General features: G+C 44.2%; 14 protein-coding genes. 13 read left to right on the top strand and 1 reads right to left on the bottom strand.

Going from position 1 to position 17227, the window contains the following annotated elements; translation table 11 throughout:
- Positions 1-147 precede the first annotated feature (147 nt).
- From MHH56_RS01795 to MHH56_RS01840, 10 genes are all read left to right on the top strand, one after another.
- Positions 148-1773, top strand: a complete 1626-nt coding sequence (locus MHH56_RS01795) for a response regulator (RefSeq protein ID WP_339206196.1) — start codon at positions 148-150, stop codon at positions 1771-1773.
- A 1-nt stretch (position 1774) separates the two neighbouring features.
- Positions 1775-3559, top strand: coding sequence for a sensor histidine kinase (locus tag MHH56_RS01800; protein WP_339206197.1), 1785 nt, complete (start codon positions 1775-1777; stop codon positions 3557-3559).
- A gap of 15 nt (positions 3560-3574) precedes the next feature.
- The gene (locus MHH56_RS01805) at positions 3575-4561 is read left to right on the top strand and encodes a substrate-binding domain-containing protein (protein WP_339206199.1); all 987 of its coding nucleotides are present in this window, start codon (positions 3575-3577) and stop codon (positions 4559-4561) included.
- Positions 4562-4590: 29 nt separating this feature from the next.
- Entirely contained in the window at positions 4591-5874 is a 1284-nt protein-coding gene (locus MHH56_RS01810; RefSeq protein WP_339206200.1) for an extracellular solute-binding protein, read from the top strand.
- A 189-nt stretch (positions 5875-6063) separates the two neighbouring features.
- The gene (locus MHH56_RS01815; protein ID WP_083682071.1) at positions 6064-7431 is read left to right on the top strand and encodes an extracellular solute-binding protein; all 1368 of its coding nucleotides are present in this window, start codon (positions 6064-6066) and stop codon (positions 7429-7431) included.
- An 87-nt stretch (positions 7432-7518) separates the two neighbouring features.
- Positions 7519-8421: a sugar ABC transporter permease gene (locus tag MHH56_RS01820; protein WP_054026051.1), complete on the top strand. Its 903-nt coding sequence runs from the start codon at positions 7519-7521 to the stop codon at positions 8419-8421.
- Positions 8422-8434: 13 nt separating this feature from the next.
- A complete protein-coding gene (locus MHH56_RS01825; RefSeq protein WP_076268588.1) occupies positions 8435-9280 on the top strand; it encodes a carbohydrate ABC transporter permease in 846 nt (281 codons plus the stop codon).
- Between the two features lie 195 nt (positions 9281-9475).
- Complete coding sequence (locus MHH56_RS01830; RefSeq protein WP_339206203.1) at positions 9476-10552, top strand: CopD family protein; 1077 nt, start codon at positions 9476-9478, stop codon at positions 10550-10552.
- Between the two features lie 155 nt (positions 10553-10707).
- Positions 10708-11805, top strand: a complete 1098-nt coding sequence (locus MHH56_RS01835) for a polysaccharide deacetylase family protein (RefSeq protein ID WP_339206205.1) — start codon at positions 10708-10710, stop codon at positions 11803-11805.
- A gap of 18 nt (positions 11806-11823) precedes the next feature.
- The gene (locus tag MHH56_RS01840; protein ID WP_339206206.1) at positions 11824-12975 is read left to right on the top strand and encodes an MFS transporter; all 1152 of its coding nucleotides are present in this window, start codon (positions 11824-11826) and stop codon (positions 12973-12975) included.
- Positions 12976-13424: 449 nt separating this feature from the next.
- On the opposite strand, the gene udk is transcribed toward MHH56_RS01840, so the two are convergent.
- Positions 13425-14060 (bottom strand): uridine kinase, encoded by a 636-nt coding sequence (gene udk, locus MHH56_RS01845; RefSeq protein ID WP_076268584.1) that lies wholly within the window; start codon positions 14058-14060, stop codon positions 13425-13427.
- A gap of 145 nt (positions 14061-14205) precedes the next feature.
- Here udk and MHH56_RS01850 point away from each other — a divergent pair, with 145 nt between their 5' ends.
- The 3 genes from MHH56_RS01850 to MHH56_RS01860 all read left to right on the top strand — a co-directional run bounded on the left by MHH56_RS01850 (position 14206) and on the right by MHH56_RS01860 (position 17178).
- The gene (locus tag MHH56_RS01850) at positions 14206-15126 is read left to right on the top strand and encodes an aldo/keto reductase (protein ID WP_339206208.1); all 921 of its coding nucleotides are present in this window, start codon (positions 14206-14208) and stop codon (positions 15124-15126) included.
- A 190-nt stretch (positions 15127-15316) separates the two neighbouring features.
- Positions 15317-16267, top strand: coding sequence for a permease (locus MHH56_RS01855; protein WP_339206210.1), 951 nt, complete (start codon positions 15317-15319; stop codon positions 16265-16267).
- Positions 16264-17178: a TIGR03943 family protein gene (locus MHH56_RS01860; RefSeq protein ID WP_339206211.1), complete on the top strand. Its 915-nt coding sequence runs from the start codon at positions 16264-16266 to the stop codon at positions 17176-17178. Before MHH56_RS01855 ends, MHH56_RS01860 begins: the two co-directional genes overlap by 4 nt.
- Positions 17179-17227 lie beyond the last annotated feature (49 nt).

The raw sequence follows: 17227 nt of genomic DNA on the forward strand, positions 1-17227 counted from the left end.
CTTAAGCCAAGAGAACCCGAGCCGCTTGCGGCCGGGTTTTTCGACATTTTCCTGAATCAAAGAATTGTAAGCTGGTGTATTCTCATGCATAATTGGAGTATATTGTTACGGCTCGTATATTGGCATTTACAGACTGGAGAGGCTTCGATGTATAAAGTAATTATTGTCGATGATGAAGCGGTTGTCCGAATCGGATTAAAAAATACAATCAATTGGAATGAGCATGGCTTCGAATTGATTGGTGATTACGCTAACGGTCGAGAAGCGTGGGATGCCGTAGAATTGGATAGGCCGGAGCTCGTTATTTCAGACATCAGTATGCCGTTTATGGACGGATTAGAGCTTGCTGGTTTAATTTCCGCTCAATTCCCGTATATAAAAATGATTATATTAACAGGCTATGACGAATTTGAGTATGCGCAGCAGGCGATTCGGCTTAAAATTTCTGATTTCATTCTGAAACCGATTACAGCGCAAGAGATACGCCAGCTCCTGGATCGAATTAAAGCAGAGATGGATGAAGAGAAGCAACGTCGTGAAGATCTGGGCAGGCTAAACAACCAGCTGGAGCACAGTCTTCCGCTGCTTAAAGAGCGATTTCTAGAGCGTTTAGTTGCGGTTGGTTTAGGAAAAGGGGAAATCGCAGAACGTTTTGCTTATTTCAATCTGCCGCCGATATCACCGCTATATTTGGTCATGGTCGTAGATATCGACGATTTTGGCGACCGGGAACTGTCCTCCTATGAGCATGATGTCGAATTTTTACGATTCGCTGCTTATGATATTTTTAATGAAACGCTGGACCGAGAGCATGTGCTGACCTTCCGAACCCGTGAGGAGCGAATGGTTGCCATCATTTTTGGACATGACAGTGAAAGCCTCTTGTATGAACAAGGATTTTCGCTTGCTGAGGAGGTCCGCTATCATATTGAGAAATATTTGAAGTTTACAGTGACGATAGGAATCGGACGAACATGTACGCTTGCTGAACAGCTGCCGTTATCTTACAAGAGTGCGTTGTCGGTGCTGGACTATCGTTTTCTGCTAGGTAAGAATAGAGTGCTAAGCATTATTGATATAGAAGGAAAACCTTCCGGATACATGCCGCTGAGTCATGACCTCGACCGCAAGCTGGCTGCTGCTGTTAAGACAGGCGCCATTCAAGAAGCCTACCAATTAATTGAACAAGGGGTAGCGGAGCTGAAAACATCTCTTGTTCCAGTAGAAGCCTGTATGCTGCAAATGCAAAAGGTTGTTCTCTCGCTGATGAACTCTGTACAGGAGCTAGCTGTTCGAGAGCAGGAATCACCGTTCGAGCAGCAAATGAAGCTGATGAATGTGTTCAAATTCAAGACGCTGGATGAGGTTGAGATTTGGCTAAAGGACATGGTAAGCTCCGTTATTTCTACTATAGCGGATAACCGTAATTATTTGACCAACATGCAAATTCATCGCGCGGTGGAGTATATCGATACAAACTATGCCAATGAAAAGATGTCGTTGCAGGACTTATGCCGTCATGTGCTCATGAGCTCAAGCTACTTCAGTCTCGTGTTCAAACAGCATACAGGAGAGACGTTTATTGAGTATTTGACCGGTGTAAGGGTGGCCAAGGCGAAGGAACTGCTTCACAATTCGGCGATGAAGCTGTATGAAATTGCGGAGCAGGTGGGCTACAAGGACCCGAATTATTTTAGCATTTTATTTAAGAAGCACACAGGTATAACGCCAAAGGATTACAGAGAGAAACAAATAAAGGGGAGCGGAGCCTAACATGCTCAAAGATCGGTTCTTTCCTTTATTTCCGCTAAAAAGCATTCAATCCAATATATCTTTAGCTTTTTCTATGTTGATTTTGGCTGCTATCGTATTAACAAGTCTAGTAAGCTATCAAGTTTCCGTAGCGGCGGTTGAGCGAAATTCGAAAGGCTACATTGAGGAAATTATTAAGCAGGTCAACCTAAATATTCAATCGTATGTCGACAATATGGAAAATATTTCACTGCTCGCCTTAACGAATAAAGACGTCAAGTATTACATATCAGACAATAACTTCATCAGCGCAGAGAACCGCCGCACGTACGAGAAGCAAATTTCCGACTTGTTCCAGGCGATCTTGTATACTCGCAAGGACATTGCATCCATTATGGTGTTTGGATACAATGGACGATTTGTTTCTGACCGCCGAATTACTACCTTAAATCCAAATACAAAGACAGAGGATCAAGAGTGGTATCAGCTGGCAAAAGCGGCAGGCGGCAGGTCCGTCGTTTCTGCTCCTCATGTACAAAGCTTAATTGAAAACGAATACCGCTGGGTTGTTTCTCTGAGTCGAGAGCTTAAGAGCACAGATGGAATTAAGGCGGATGGCGTACTTCTCGTTGATCTAAACTTAAGTGTCATTAATGACATTTGCGAAAATATTAACCTCGGCAAAAAAGGTTATCTCTTCATCGTGGATAACGAAGGTCATATCGTCTATCATCCGCAGCAGCAGCTCATCGATAGCAAATTGCGTACAGAGCGTATTGAAGAAGTTTTGCAGGCTCCAAGTGGTCAATCCTTCGTCGTGAACGAGGGTGGAGACAAACGTATTTACTCCGTGCAGGACACAAACTTTGGTTGGAGAATTGCAGGGGTGGCTTATTCAGATGATTTAATTGCAAACAAAGAGGGTCTGCGTAATTCCATTATTTTTTATTCCTTATGCGGCTTAGCCATTACGCTGTTGATTTCTATAGGATTGTCACATCGCTTATCCAAGCCTATTAAAGTATTGCAATCCGACATGAAGCAAGTAGAGAAGGGCAACTTCAATATTCAGACGGAAATTGGTCAAATGAATGAAATTGGACAGCTGGGACGATCTTTTAACTTAATGGTCAGCCGAACCAAGTTTCTAATGGAGGAAACGATTTTAAATCAGGAAAATAAGCGAAAGAGCGAGCTGCTGCTGCTTCAATCGCAAATCAATCCTCATTTTTTATACAACACTCTCGATTCGATTGTGTGGATGGCTGAGCAGAAGCAGCATGAGGAGGTCGTTCTGATGACATCCGCTTTAGCTAAGCTGTTCCGCGCAAGCATTACGAAGGAAAAAGAGCTGGTTCCGATTCGAGTGGAAATTGAGCATATTACGAACTACTTGCTTATACAGAAAATGCGCTATAACGATGAGCTTAATTATGTCATTGATATGGATGAATCGATTCTTGATTATAAAACGTTAAAAATATTGCTACAGCCTTTTGTAGAAAATGCGATCTATCATGGCATCCGGAACATGTATGGCATGGATGATGGATTAATTACGATACGCGGAAGGCAGGCAGGCGATCAAATTATTTTTGAGGTAGAGGATAACGGCCAAGGGATGTCAGCGGAACAGCTAGGGAAGCTTCTCTACAGCAATTTGGAGGAAAATGCCAACCAGGGCATCGGGATACGCAATGTAAACGAGCGAATCAAGCTTTATTTTGGGCATGAGTATGGCATTCAAATTCGCAGCGAAATTGAAGAGGGCACCTGTATTACGATCGTAATACCGAAGCTTGATTAAGGGGGAAGCAAAATAATGCGAAAGCATCGATTTACGCTGCTGCTAGTCGTGGCAATTGCGATGATTGCCATCTATTTTGTATTCAACTTTAATCTGCTTTTTGGTGTTAACCATGAAGAGAAAAATGTTACGGTCATTTTGAAATCCTTAAATATTCGACTTGATTTCTGGCAGGCAGTCAATCAAGGTGCGGAAGCAGCAGCTAAGGAAACAGGGCTGAACCTGAGTGTAGAAGGCCCGCTTATTGAAGGCGATTCCAATGCTCAAATTCAAATTCTGGAGGATGCGATCGCACGGAAGCCGCAGGCGATTGTCATTGATATGGTAATGGATAATCGAATGCCAGCTATTCTTGCCAAGGCGCGCGCTGCAGGAATCAAGCTGGTCATTATTAATCATTCTCCGAGTATGAAGCCTTCTCCTATTGTTGTTTCAAGCAACCATAAAGAAGCAGGGCAACTAGCAGGACAAACCTCCATTCAGGAAACGGACGGTGATCCGAATATTGCCGTTATAAGTGATTACGCGAGCTCGATTATTTCGCAAGAGAGGCTGGAGGGAATGCGCCTTGCATTGAAGGGCTACAAAGCGAGTGCAATGGAAACCTATTATGCAGATGATTCCGAGGATCAAGCCTATGAAATTGCCAAGCGGCTGCTTCGAAGTGATTCCGGCATTAATACATTTATTACGCTCAATCAATCCGCGTCACAGGGGGTTGCAAGGCTGTTGAAGGAGTATAACGAGACAGGTGCTATTAATCTTATTGGATTTGATAGCACCAGTGATGAGGTTCAATTGCTGGAGTCGGGCATTATGACAGCTTCTATTGTACAAAAGCCATTTAATATGGGTTATCTTGGCGTGAAAGCGGCGCTAAAGCTAATTGATGGAGAAAAAACCGAGCCTATCACCTATATCGAATCCAATGTCATCACGAAAGAAAATATGTATACAACGGAAAATCAGAAGCTGCTATTCCCATTTATAACGAGTAAGTAGATTCCTATTTGGAAGGATAATATAACCCTATGCAGCGAAAACGTTATGGAACTAAGCCTCTTATGGTTGCTATCAGCCTTTTGTTAATTACAGTAGTTTCCTCATCGTGCATGAACGAGAACCCAGAGCCAGTTGCAGCTCCGAAGGAGGAGCGGGCGTTGATTCGGTTTGTCGCCTCTGAATACAGTACGGAAACGAAGCCGCTGCTTGAGAAGCTGGTAAAAGAGTTTGAGAGGAAAAACCCTCTCATTGATGTAGAGCTGCAAGTAGCCAACTGGGATATACTCGATGGAATCTATACGACAATGATTAGCAAAAACCAGCCTCCCGATCTTCTGAATACGAATGTGTATGCCCATTACGCCAAGGATGGCTTGTTGAATAATATGGACGATATTATATCGCCTGAACTAGCGAATCGGCTGTATCCGAACTTAGTAGATATGGATCAGATAGATGGGGTGCAATACGCAATTCCATACGTAGCCACTACACGGAATTTATACTACAACAAGGAGCTGTTCCGCAAAGCGGGCATTGCCGCCCCTCCGACAACATGGTCGGAGCTGGAGCAGGCCGCAATGAAAATTAAAGCGCTTGGCGCAGCAGACGGCTTCGGAATTGACCTGTCGGACAATGAGACTCAGGCGACTTTGTCTTATATATTTTTTGGCTCGGGCGGAGATTGGATTAAGAATGGGAAATGGGCCATTAATTCACCGACCAATGTGGAAGGATTGTCTTTTTTTAAAGAGCTGTTTGATAAAGGCTTGACTGAGCCAGAGCCAAACATAACGACTCGCGACGAGAAGCAGCGAATTATGGGCGGAGGCAATCTTGCTATGATGATATCCGGCAATTATTTCTCGGCAGTCGTCCCCAAAGAGTTTCCGGAGCTGGAATGGGGAAAGGGTCCGATTCCAGTAAAGGATGGTACATCGCCAATTACGTTTGGTGTACATGATCTGCTCGTTTCCTTCAAAACTGATCATACCAACAAAGAAGCGTTGTCCAAGTTTCTTGACTTCCTCTATGAAGACCGAGCTTATGAAGAAATGATTAAACGCGAAGGGTTTCTTCCCGTTACAACGACGGTGGGCGCCAAGCTGTCGGAGAAGAGCGAAGTGATTAAAAGCGATTTGGAAGCGTTAAGCAAAGCGAGGTTTTATCCGGCGAAGGAGCCTGCTTGGCAAGCGGTGCTTGATTATACCCGTAAGCTCGGTGAAGCTGTTCTATATGAGCAAATGACGCCAAAAGCGGCATTAGATGAATTGCAGTCTTTTGCAGAAAACAAGAGCAATCAGCAAAAATAAGCGCTATCTTAGCGAAATTACTCGAAAAATAGCTTTATATGCACGGAAGAGAAGATAATAAAGAATATATGGAAGATATTCAATAGAGATTATAGCCCTCCCAATTTATGATGAAATTACACGATGGAGCAGCAAGATGAGCCCCTAAGTACAGTGTAAAAAACATCATTTTTGGGAGGGTTTGCTTTAATGATTATGAAGAAAAAGATTGCAGCGCTTGGTATCGCCGTTATTTTGGCTGCCGTATCGTTAGTTGGATGTGGCTCGAATAGCAATAATGGTGGAGCAGCTACTAATGCACCTACAAAGGAGCCGGCTGCTGAAGCGACGGACGCACCTGCTGCTACCGACACGACGGTTAAGCTAACAGGCGATTTCGAAATTCAATATTTTGTGGGCGGGTATGGCGATAAATGGTGGAAAAAAGTTATTGCTGATTTCCAAGCTGCAAATCCGGAGCTTAACATTAAAGAATCCGCAGGACCTAAAATTAACGATCAAAATAGACCGCGCTGGATCGGCGGCAACCCGCCAGATTTCGTATACATCGATGGTCCGGTATTGAACGATCGCCAAATGGTTGAAGACGGCCAGTTGGAAGATTTGACGGATTGGCTGAAAGATGCCAAAAACGTTGACGGTGATCTAATCAGCGACATTTTAGCTCAACCTGCTCAACAATTTGACGGTAAAGTATACAACATTCCACTCGTATTGAACTCATGGGGTGTTTTCTGGAACAAAGCGCTCTTCAAGGAAAAAGGCTGGGCTGAGCCAACTGACTTCCCATCGTTCCTTGCTGTAAGCGAAAAAATCAAAGCAGACGGCATTACGCCGTTCATTCACACAGGTAAATACCCGTACTATATCAATGGCTCGTTCCTGTATCCGGCTATCGTATCAGCAAACAACAATGATTTCTCTATTCTTCAAGATATGGCTGCTAACAAAGTAGAAGCTTTTGAAAGCCCTGCTGTTCTAGCTGCATTGAATAAAATCGTAGAAATGCGCGATAAGGATTACATCGACAAAGCTTCCATCCAAATCAATCACACTGATTCACAAATGCTGTTCCTGCAAAATAAAGATGCTTTCATTGTGAATGGCCTTTGGCTGCCTAATGAAATGGCTAAAGACGTTCCTGCTGGCTTTGACTTTGGTTTCATTCCTTCCATTACGCAAGAAGCAGGCGGTAAAGTGGTTGCGAATACATCCACAGCTACTGTTGCCATCGCGAAAAAAGCGAAAAATAAAGAAGCAGCTAAAGCGTTCTTGCAATTCATTTTCTCGAAAGATCAAGCTTCACAATGGGCTGAGCTAAGCGGCGCTCCTTCCAACATTAAAGGCGACATCAGCAGCTCCAATGCGCCAAGCCATGTTAAAGATGCTGCTAAATATTTGACAGATCCTAACACGGTTGTTATCCCAACAATCACTTACAACGCAGACGTTGATAAAGCGATGATGGATGCAACAGATGCACTGACGATTAGCAAAATTACGCCTGAAGAGTGGGTTAAGCGGGTAACTGACGTGGTGAAAAAGGTTAGCAAATAATAAGCCTTCAAAAGATTGACGGCAGAGATTGATCGAGGCACAACGCCTCGATCACTTTCTGTGAATTTACTCGGAGGGATGGAAGGTATGAACTCAGGGACAGTAAAATGGCAGAGAAATATATTTATCGCATCATTCATCATCCCAACTCTTTTATTTTTCGGCGTATTTACAATCTATCCGGTAGTGCAAAGCTTGTATTATTCATTTTTTGACTGGTCCGGCATGTCGGAGACAAAAACGTTTGTTGGTTTTGATAATTTCAAAGAGATGTTCCATGATCCCATTGTGTGGAGAGCGATCGGCAACGACTATTTTCTTGTTGCTGGCAAAGTAATCGGAATTATGCTTCTCGCGACGTTTTTTGCAGTAGCACTCACTAGGTTTGGCTTTAAGCTGGCTGGATTTTTTCGGTCGATTTTCTTCATTCCGAATGTAATTTCCGTCGTTGTTATTGGCGTATTGTGGAATTTCATATATAATCCGCAAATTGGCTTCTTGAATGCATTTTTGTCATTATTCACGAGTGAAAAAGTATCGATAACGTGGCTAGGTTTTTCAGATCATACGATTTGGATGCTTCTGCCTCCGGCTATTTGGGCGGGTATCGGCTTTTATATGATTCTTCTCATTGCAGCTATTCAAAGCATTCCTGCTTCCTATTTTGAAGCGGCAAGTATTGAGGGCGCAGGGGAATGGAAACAGTTTTGGAGCATCACGCTTCCGCTCGTTTGGGAGCAGATGAAAGTGTCCATTCTTAACATCATGATGACTACGCTTAACGGTTCCTTCGTAATCGTATGGATTATGACAGAAGGCGGACCGGATAACAGTACACAGGTTATGGGCTCCTACTTGTATCAAATGGCATTCCGGCAATTCCACTTTGGGTATGGTGCTTCGATAGGGTTTATCATCCTGGTCCTGTCCTTAATTACGACAATCGTACTTCAACGGCTTATGCGTCATGATCCCGTTGAGATGAGCTAAGGGGGATAAAGAGATGAATATACAGATTAAAAATCCGATCGCCAAGCTAATCATCTATGCCATTTTGATCCTATGGGGCATATCGGTGTTGTACCCGCTCATTTGGACCTTGCTTGATTCTCTAAAAAATAATGAACAATTTTTCTTAAATGCACCGTGGGCTTTGCCGGAGATTCCGCTTATTTGGTCCAACTTCTCGTATGTGTGGAGCAAATACCACTTTGATACTTATTTCGTGAATTCCCTTGTCATTACGACGGGATCGACGATATTGGCGCTGCTGCTATCCGCAACGACAGCGTATGTGCTGGCGAGATATAAATTTAGAGGAAGCAATGCGTTGTTTCTGCTTTATATTTCCTCAATGATGGTACCGTTTGTACTAGCACTCATTCCGTTGTTTTTCTTAATGAATTCACTCGGCCTAATTAATACGAAGCTCGGATTGATATTTGTTTATACGTCCAGCTTGCTGGCCTTCGGCATCTTTGTGCTCGTCGGTTTTTTCAAGTCGCTGCCGAAGGAGCTCGAGGAAGCAGCGATCGTGGATGGCGCTTCTTATTACGGGACATTTTTCCGAGTTATGCTTCCGCTGGCGCAGCCAGGCTTGATCACGGTTGGCATCGTCAATATCTTGAACATCTGGAACGAATATATCGTGGGTACGATACTTATTAATGATCCGACCCAGTATACGCTGCCGGTGGAAATTGGCGTTATGCAAGCCGAGATGCAGTATCGTACAGAGTGGGGTCCGTTGTTCGCAGCGCTGTTGATCACCATTATTCCCGTTCTAATTATTTATATTATTTTTCAAAGGCAAATCGCAAGCGGGATTACAGCTGGTGCGGTTAAATAAGCTAATATTTGAATAATCCAATAGCAGCTGGCAGCTCTTTTCTCTTCCGAGGAAGGAGCTGTTCGTTTAGGGAATACGTGCTCGAGTGCGGGCATTCCTATTTTTCAAACAAATATCATATGAGCATGCATTCATTTGTTTTTATTTATGATATGATGACTTTTGAGTTGAACCCTGTGCTTGGAGTTGATCATATTGTACATTTATTTGTTTGAAACGCTGCTTTATTTGTCCTTTGCTTTGACCGGTGGTTATCTATTGATTCAATTCATTCCAGAGAAGTCCAAGCCACAATTAAAGAATATCACTGATTTATTTCAATATGCTTTATTGGCAATCCCGCTTTTTTCATTTATGTCGATTCTTCGATCAGCGCTCGTTTTACGCGATTTTGCGCAGGACATGCCCTTCATTCAAGTTTTATTAATTGTTGTAAAAGATTATTCGTACGGCAATGCTTGGGTTTGGAATCTCATTATATGTACCGTGATGTACATGATCACACAGTTTAAAGGCTTGCAGGGTAAAATGACCAAATGGGTTCTAGCAACCTTATGGTGTGCCAGTATTCTAGCTCATGGCTGGGCCAGCCATCCGGCAGGCTTCTCGCCTTTCTGGGGCGTGCTTTCACAATCCGTTCATGTCGCTGCAGTTTCTCTTTGGCTCGGCACGCTTCTTATTGTTGCTTGGTTTACAAATGGGGAATGGAACTGGAAGGCGTTTGTACGATGGTTTACGCCAATGTCGATCAGCAGCATCGTCCTAATTGTAGCGGCTGGTATAATGATGATGTTTCTCCTAGTCGATGGTTATGTCAACTCATGGGGAATCAATTATGGACAAGCGCTTCTACTTAAGCATCTTGTTTTCTTGCCGCTTGTTCTTCTAGGCTTTATGAATGGGTTTCTATCAAAGATTACAGATAATGGTCGACATAAAAGTAGATTGCAATGGTGGCTTCGAGCGGAAACGTTTATTGCACTTGTCATTCTCATCACAACCGCCTACATGGGTGTACAGGAGCCGCCTCATGAAGGGGAGTTCGAGCAGCCTTCTCCATCTCCGTTATTTACTTTTTTGCATGGCGATTTGCAAGACTTGTCACTGCAGTGGAACTGGAGTTTGGTATATATCAGTATGATTGTTATTGGAATTGCAGCACTGGCCTTATTATTTCCCAGCTATAAAAAAGAGAAACGCAGCATGTTTGCTGCCTTTGCCTGCATAGCTGTCTTATTCCCGTTTTTTGGCATACTCTTATCTGTTCAATAGTGCAGATAGAAGGAAACTCGTTTTTGCTTTTTAAGCAGGACGAGTTTTTTTTGTAAGACAGTAGGATTGTATTAGATAAGGAGAGGAGAGTATTGGAACATTTTTTTATTCTCAACTATAATACAGGAAACTAACGAGAGAATAGGGGTTGCCTTATGACAATTGAAGCGTTTTGGAAGGGAAATAACGACCAGCCGATATGTGCATTTACGTTTGATGACGGGCCTTCACATCTATCACTTGAACTTTGGCTTTCTGTTCTAGAGGAAGAAGAAGCGATTGGCACCTTCTTTTTTACGGGCGAGTGGATAGATAGATATCCAGATAAAGCTAGAGAAATACTTTCACGCGGTCATGTGCTTGCTCCGCATACGTACCATCATCGCCGAATGGCAGAGGTGCCTAAGGCTGTATTTTTGGAGCAGCTTAAGCTGACCGAGCTGGCTTATCAGGATGCGACAGGCCTTGCTTGCCCAACTTTTATGCGTTTTCCTTATTGTTCTTTCCGTGAGGAAAACTTGGATTGGCTCGATGAATGGGGCGGCTACCGGGACATTGAAGGCGTCGATTCAGGAGATTGGAGGGGCGTTTCTTCGGAAGATATAATTGCAAAGGTCGAACCCGTTCTAGATAAAGGGACGATTGTCGTCATGCATAGCAATGATATTGCGACAGGCACTCCGGAGGCTTTAAGAGCACTTATCCAAACCGCTAAGCAAAGAGGATTACGATGCGTTGGTATTCCCGAAATGCTGGAGTCAGCAGGGTTAGAAGTAGGCTACAAGCCTTGGAAAATAACGGTTGAGGTTCCGTCTGAGCTGGATTATCCTTCGGAGGGCTGGGCTCCCTTGGCAAATAAAGAGGAGCTGTCTGCGCTAGCTGCTCAGACCATAGCATGGAACGTTTCACAATACACGCTTCAATTCAATTCTGAGCTGGAATGGCTTGAGCATTTGGAGAATCCAATTCATGAATTCGGCGTTATAGAGAATCGTGAGCTGTTCCACATATGGCAGTTTGAAGGCTCCTATTGGGGTTTCGTACGCGCTGGTGTCGTAGAAGATACGCTTGTACTACTCGACTTTGCGGCTAAGGAAGCGCAAGCGGATACGCTCGTGTATTTGCTTCGATGGGCTGCTAAGCATGCAATGGAATTAGGGTTAACCCGCATTGAAGCAAGACGGGATATTCGCAATATGCATGAGATGTGCAGGCAGCTCGACTGGCAATCGGAGATTAAGGAAGAGCTGTAGAGAGAAGGTACGTACCCGGTGAAGTCATTAGCAACCTATTATTTTTTATGGTATCTAGCCATTTCTGTCGTTATGCCTTACACCAGTCTATATTTCAGTGATCGCGGCTTTAGCCATACAACGGTTGGTCTCATCCTGTCTTTATGGGCTCTGGTCAGCGTCATTGCCCAGCCCGTGATGGGCATGATTAATGACCGAATCAACAATCCGCGCAAAATTATCATGATCTGCGTCATCATTGCTCCGATCCTCGGGCTTGGATTTCAGCTTATGGAGGGACTTCCGGGGATTCTTTTCTTGTCTATTTTCTTTGCATGGTTTCAATCCTCTGGCGGACCGATAGGCGACGCGATGTCAGTAGAAATTGCCAGCAAAAAAGGTTTTTCCTTTGGCAGCGTCAGGTTATGGGGAGCTTTAAGTTATGCGATAGGTACCTTTGCTACAGGCATTTTATACGAAAAATACGGCTACAACGATATCTTTATTTATTATCTTATTGTGAGTATAACCGTCTGCTTGGCGCTCATGCTGCTTCCAGCAACGAAGGTTACTCGTAGAAATGTGACGTTATTCGGCCAAATGGGCGAGGTTGTTCGCAATAAGCCGTTTATGATCTTTGTCGCTACAAGCATGCTGATGATGATGTCTGCATCGATTAATATGAATTTTTTGCCATTATACTTTAAGGAAATGGGTTTTGATAAGAGCTGGATCGGCAGTGCATTTGCGATAGCCGCTATTATTGAGGTGCCGATGTTCTGGGTGGCGACGAAGCTAAGCAAGCGAATAGGCAGATACCAGCTGCTGTGCGTCGCGGCTTTGATCTATGGCATCCAATATTTCGCGATGTTTTTCTTCGACAACGTTTCATTGACGCTGGCGGTTCAACTGTTAAATGGGATCGCGTTCGCTTTTGTCGCGGGCACAGCTGTTGAAATCGTACAAAGCTATGCGACTGAGGGCACGAAAGCAACTCTGCAAACGGTATATGCGGCTGTAACCTGGGGACTTGGCGGCATTGTCGGTAATGCGATGGGCGGCGCGGTGGTCGATTACTTTGGAGCGCCATTTCTTTATTTGATTCTGTTTTGTTTATGTCTGACGGCTTCAGTGCTGTTCTTCGCAAACAAGCATCATGAGCGCGGAAGCCAAACGAACTCTATTGTTTAATGGTTGCTCGCTGAAATACATCTAGAAAATAGTCTTATTATCATCGGATGAGCTCATTTTGCTGAAATAGAACTAGAAAGTAGTCTTATTTTTGCCGAGAAGCGACCGGATGGCGCAGTATGCGTGGTTCAGGTGAAAATAGCACTAGAAACTAGTCTTATTATCATCGGATGAGCTCATTTTGCTGAAATAGACCTAGAAAGTAGTCTTATTTTTGCTGAGAAGCGACCGGATGGCGCAGTATCGTGTTTTAAGTGAAAATAAAACTAGAAAATAGTCTTATTATCTTCAAATGAGCTCATTTTGCTGAAATAGATCTAGAAAGTAGTCTTATTTTTGCTGAGAGGCTGCCGAATGGCACTTTAAACTTACATTTACTAAAAAAGGGGCAGTCCCTCATGGTCTGAAATGACCGGAGGGACTGCCCTTTTCCTATGTTTAGAGCGCAATTAACCGAGAATCGGCGGCTCGTGATCTGTCATATATTTTTCAGTCAGTATGGACAGCAACTGAATGCCGACCTCATTGTGTCCGCCTTCGGGAATGATTAGATCGGCATATTTTTTGGATGGCTCGATAAAAGCCTCGTGCATCGGCTTGACCGTCTTCAAGTACTGGTCATGAACGGACTGGATCGTCCGGCCGCGCTCCTCAATATCCCGAAGCACACGACGGAGAATACGTACATCGGGATCCGTATCGACGAATACTTTGATGTCGAGCAGCTTCCGAATGCTCTCTTCCGCGAGCACATGAAGTCCTTCCAATATTACGATATTGTTCGGCTTAAGCTCTACCGTTTCTGTTGTGGATGGAGCATAAGCGGCAAAGTCATAGACTGGCGCGTAAACGGTTTTCCCTTCTTTTAGAAGCAGCAGATCTTGAGCGAGCAGCTCGATATCAAAAGAGAGAGGGTGATCATAATTGATCAATTCACGTTCAGCCATGCTGAGATGCGAATAGGTTTTATAGTAGTTATCCTGAGATATGAAAGTTACTTTTTCTGATCCAAGACGTTCAATGACAGAGCGTGCAACCGTAGTTTTTCCCGAGCCGGTGCCGCCAGCGATACCAATAATAAGCATGGTGATTCAGTAAACCTCCCTAATAAAATTGCCATAGCAATTTCAGTATTGTAGCACAGAATACGGGAGCATGCTATTTCTTACTCATGGTTTAAAATGTTAAAATGAAAAGGACAGGCTACATCATTTAGAAGGAGTGTTGATCTTGAAGTATAGAAGACTCGGAAGCACAGAACTAAATGTGTCGGTAATCGGCATCGGAACCTGGCAGTTTGGAGGAGAATGGGGCCAGGAGTATTCGCAGAACGAAGTCGATTTGATTCTCGATAAAGGGCGTGAGCTTGGCATCAATCTGATTGATACCGCAGAATGTTACGGTGATCACCTCTCAGAGTCACTCATTGGAGATTATATCAGCCGCCGCAACCGCGAGGATTGGATCATAGCAACAAAGTTTGGCCATCATTTCCACGAGCGCTTCACGCGTACCGACGTATTTGACGCCGAAGGTGTTGTAGCTCAGCTTGATGCTTCACTGAAGGCGCTACAGACGGACTATATTGACCTGTACCAGTTCCACTCAGGACCAGACCAAGCATTTGATAATGATGTGCTGTGGACCACTCTGGATAAGCAAATTGCAGCCGGTAAAATCCGTTTTCTTGGGACGTCTATCGGCAGCAATGACAATCTGCATCAGACAGAAGCATCCACAAAGGTGAATTCTCGCGTCATTCAGGTCGTATATAATCGACTCGACCGTCAGCCGGAGGAAAGAGTATTTCCAGCATGCGAGCAGCAGGATTTGGGCGTGCTTGCACGTGTTCCACTGGCGAGTGGCTATTTGAGCGGCAAATATAAGCCGGGGGCCGTGTTCGGTGATACCGATGTACGCCACAGGCATGATAAAGAGAACACGCGGCTTAAGCTGCTGGAAGTAGAACACATTCAGCGTGAAGAGGTGCCGCAAGGTGTCGATATGGCGAGCTGGGCGCTTGCTTGGTGCTTGAAGCACCCAGCCGTAACGGCTGTCATTCCGGGCTGCAAGGACCCGGCTCAGGTTGAAGCGAACGCAAAGGCGGCAATGCTTGCAGTCGAGCCTCACCCGCAGGATCGCAGCAATTAGTCTGTCAATATCTACGAGCAGGTGCTGTCTCATAAAGGATCGCAGTGATAAAAGAGTATAGAATAGCTAAGTCGGCTGGTGAGTGATCATCAGTCTTTTTTATGTCAATTCAATAACTGATTTCGGCAGGCTTGACATACAGGTTGCGAGTGGTTTACAACCATATACAGAGGCAAGAGGAAATTACTATATGCATTTGGAAAATGAAGTAAGCGCAGGAGGAGCAAGCTTGACGACCTTATATCAATTAAATACGATTTTTATTAGCATGGTGATGGAAGCTATTCCGTTTGTCTTAGTCGGTGTTCTTATATCCGGATTGATTCAAACTTTTGTGAAGGAAGGATGGCTCACACGCATCATGCCGCGCAACCGTTATCTGGCTACCGTATTTGGTTGCGGAATCGGTATCTTTTTTCCTTCCTGTGAATGCGGGATTGTCCCCATTACGCGAAGATTAATAAACAAGGGCATGCCGCTGCATGCCGGAATTGCATTTATGCTTACTGGACCAATTATTAATCCCATTGTTTTATTCTCCACCTATATCGCTTTTGGTAATGACTGGGAGATGGTTGGCGTTCGGGCTGGGCTTGCTATCGCGGTAGCGTTCTCTGTATCGATTATCCTGTCGTTTATGTTCAAGCAGCTTCCGTTCCGCATTCAAGACGAACAAGCTGCCGCGGCCATGGAGCCTGGCTTGGAAATACCTGCTGCTTCCCGCGTTTCATCCGGTAAGAAACTTTATGAGGTAGTCGTGCACGCGATTGAAGAGTTTTTCTCCGTCGGCAAATATTTAGTGCTTGGTGCATTTATCGCTGCATGCATGCAGACATTTGTACCGACCTCTTATTTACTTCATTTAGGCAGCAATCCGGTCACTTCTTCATTAGTGATGATTGCTCTAGCTTTCCTTATTTCACTTTGTTCGGAGGCGGATGCCTTCATCGCAGCTTCCTTCAGAAGTACATTTACGGTAGGCTCACTATCGGCTTTTCTTGTTTTTGGACCGATGATCGATATTAAAAACACGCTCATGCTTCTCGGAACATACCGCAGTAAATTTGTCGTTGTTTTAATTGTACTTGTAACGTTGTTTACGCTGGTAGGATCGTTGCTTGTAGGGAGGTTTTTCGGGTGATTCGTTTCGTTATATTGTTCGGATTTTCTTTTATGTTTTTTATGCTGCATTATACGGGAGATATTAATAAATATATCAATATGAAATATGCTTACCTATCTATCAGTGCCGTCGTTATTATGGGTCTGTTAAGCATCTTTGAATTTGTTCGCGTCTCACGCCAGCAGATTGCCGAGGAAAAAAAGGAGGCGGCGCTTGCCGCAGGGGGACATGCAGAAGAGTTGGAATGCCGTCATGAAGCACATGATGATCACACTCATCATCATGATCATGGCCACACCCATGGCAACGATACGAGGCTAAAACGATTTATCAGCTACTTCATTTTATTTGTGCCAATCTTTACAGGGCTGTTCCTGCCTGCTTATGCGCTTGATTCAAGCTTCGTAAAGGCAAAAGGCTTTTCCTTCCCGAGCTTTGACGAAAACATCCAAAACAATCCTGGCGCCCACCAGTTCCTGAAGCCGGATTCTAGCGTTTTTTACGCCAAGGACGATTATGTTAATGTCAAAAATAAAGAACTAGAGCAATTTATAAATCGGGATGAAGTCATTTTGACGGACGCAGATTATTTGAAAGGCATGGAAGTCATCTACAATACCCCAGAGGCATTTATGGGCAAATCAATCGGGTTCGATGGGTTCGCCTACAAAGGACAACAGGTGGACGGCAACCATTATTTTGTTTTCCGGTTTGGCTTCATTCATTGTGTGGCGGATTCAGGCGTTTTTGGCATGCTTGTCGAATTTCCGAAAAACACGCAAATTAAAGATGATGATTGGGTGCATGTAAACGGGAAACTGACGTGGGAGCTTTATCAGCCCTTTAAGCAAACGATTCCTGTTCTAAAGGTGACCGACTGGAAGCCAATCGAGACTCCCAAAGATCCATATGTCTATCGTTCCACTTAACGGGGAAGCAGTAAGAAGCCGATACGTTCAGAAGAGCATTAAAAAAGTC

This window comes from Paenibacillus sp. FSL K6-3182 (genome assembly GCF_037976325.1).
GTDB lineage: Bacteria > Bacillota > Bacilli > Paenibacillales > Paenibacillaceae > Pristimantibacillus.

Excerpts from the sequence above, each read along its gene's own strand:
- MHH56_RS01805 (WP_339206199.1), top strand. The coding sequence starts at position 3,575 with ATGCGAAAGCATCGATTTACGCTGCTGCTAGTCGTGGCAATTGCGATG.
- udk (WP_076268584.1), bottom strand. The coding sequence starts at position 14,060 with ATGCTTATTATTGGTATCGCTGGCGGCACCGGCTCGGGAAAAACTACG.
- MHH56_RS01800 (WP_339206197.1), top strand. The coding sequence starts at position 1,775 with ATGCTCAAAGATCGGTTCTTTCCTTTATTTCCGCTAAAAAGCATTCAA.
- MHH56_RS01795 (WP_339206196.1), top strand. The coding sequence starts at position 148 with ATGTATAAAGTAATTATTGTCGATGATGAAGCGGTTGTCCGAATCGGA.
- MHH56_RS01835 (WP_339206205.1), top strand. The coding sequence starts at position 10,708 with ATGACAATTGAAGCGTTTTGGAAGGGAAATAACGACCAGCCGATATGT.
- MHH56_RS01855 (WP_339206210.1), top strand. The coding sequence starts at position 15,317 with ATGCATTTGGAAAATGAAGTAAGCGCAGGAGGAGCAAGCTTGACGACC.
- MHH56_RS01825 (WP_076268588.1), top strand. The coding sequence starts at position 8,435 with ATGAATATACAGATTAAAAATCCGATCGCCAAGCTAATCATCTATGCC.
- MHH56_RS01815 (WP_083682071.1), top strand. The coding sequence starts at position 6,064 with ATGATTATGAAGAAAAAGATTGCAGCGCTTGGTATCGCCGTTATTTTG.
- MHH56_RS01810 (WP_339206200.1), top strand. The coding sequence starts at position 4,591 with ATGCAGCGAAAACGTTATGGAACTAAGCCTCTTATGGTTGCTATCAGC.
- MHH56_RS01820 (WP_054026051.1), top strand. The coding sequence starts at position 7,519 with ATGAACTCAGGGACAGTAAAATGGCAGAGAAATATATTTATCGCATCA.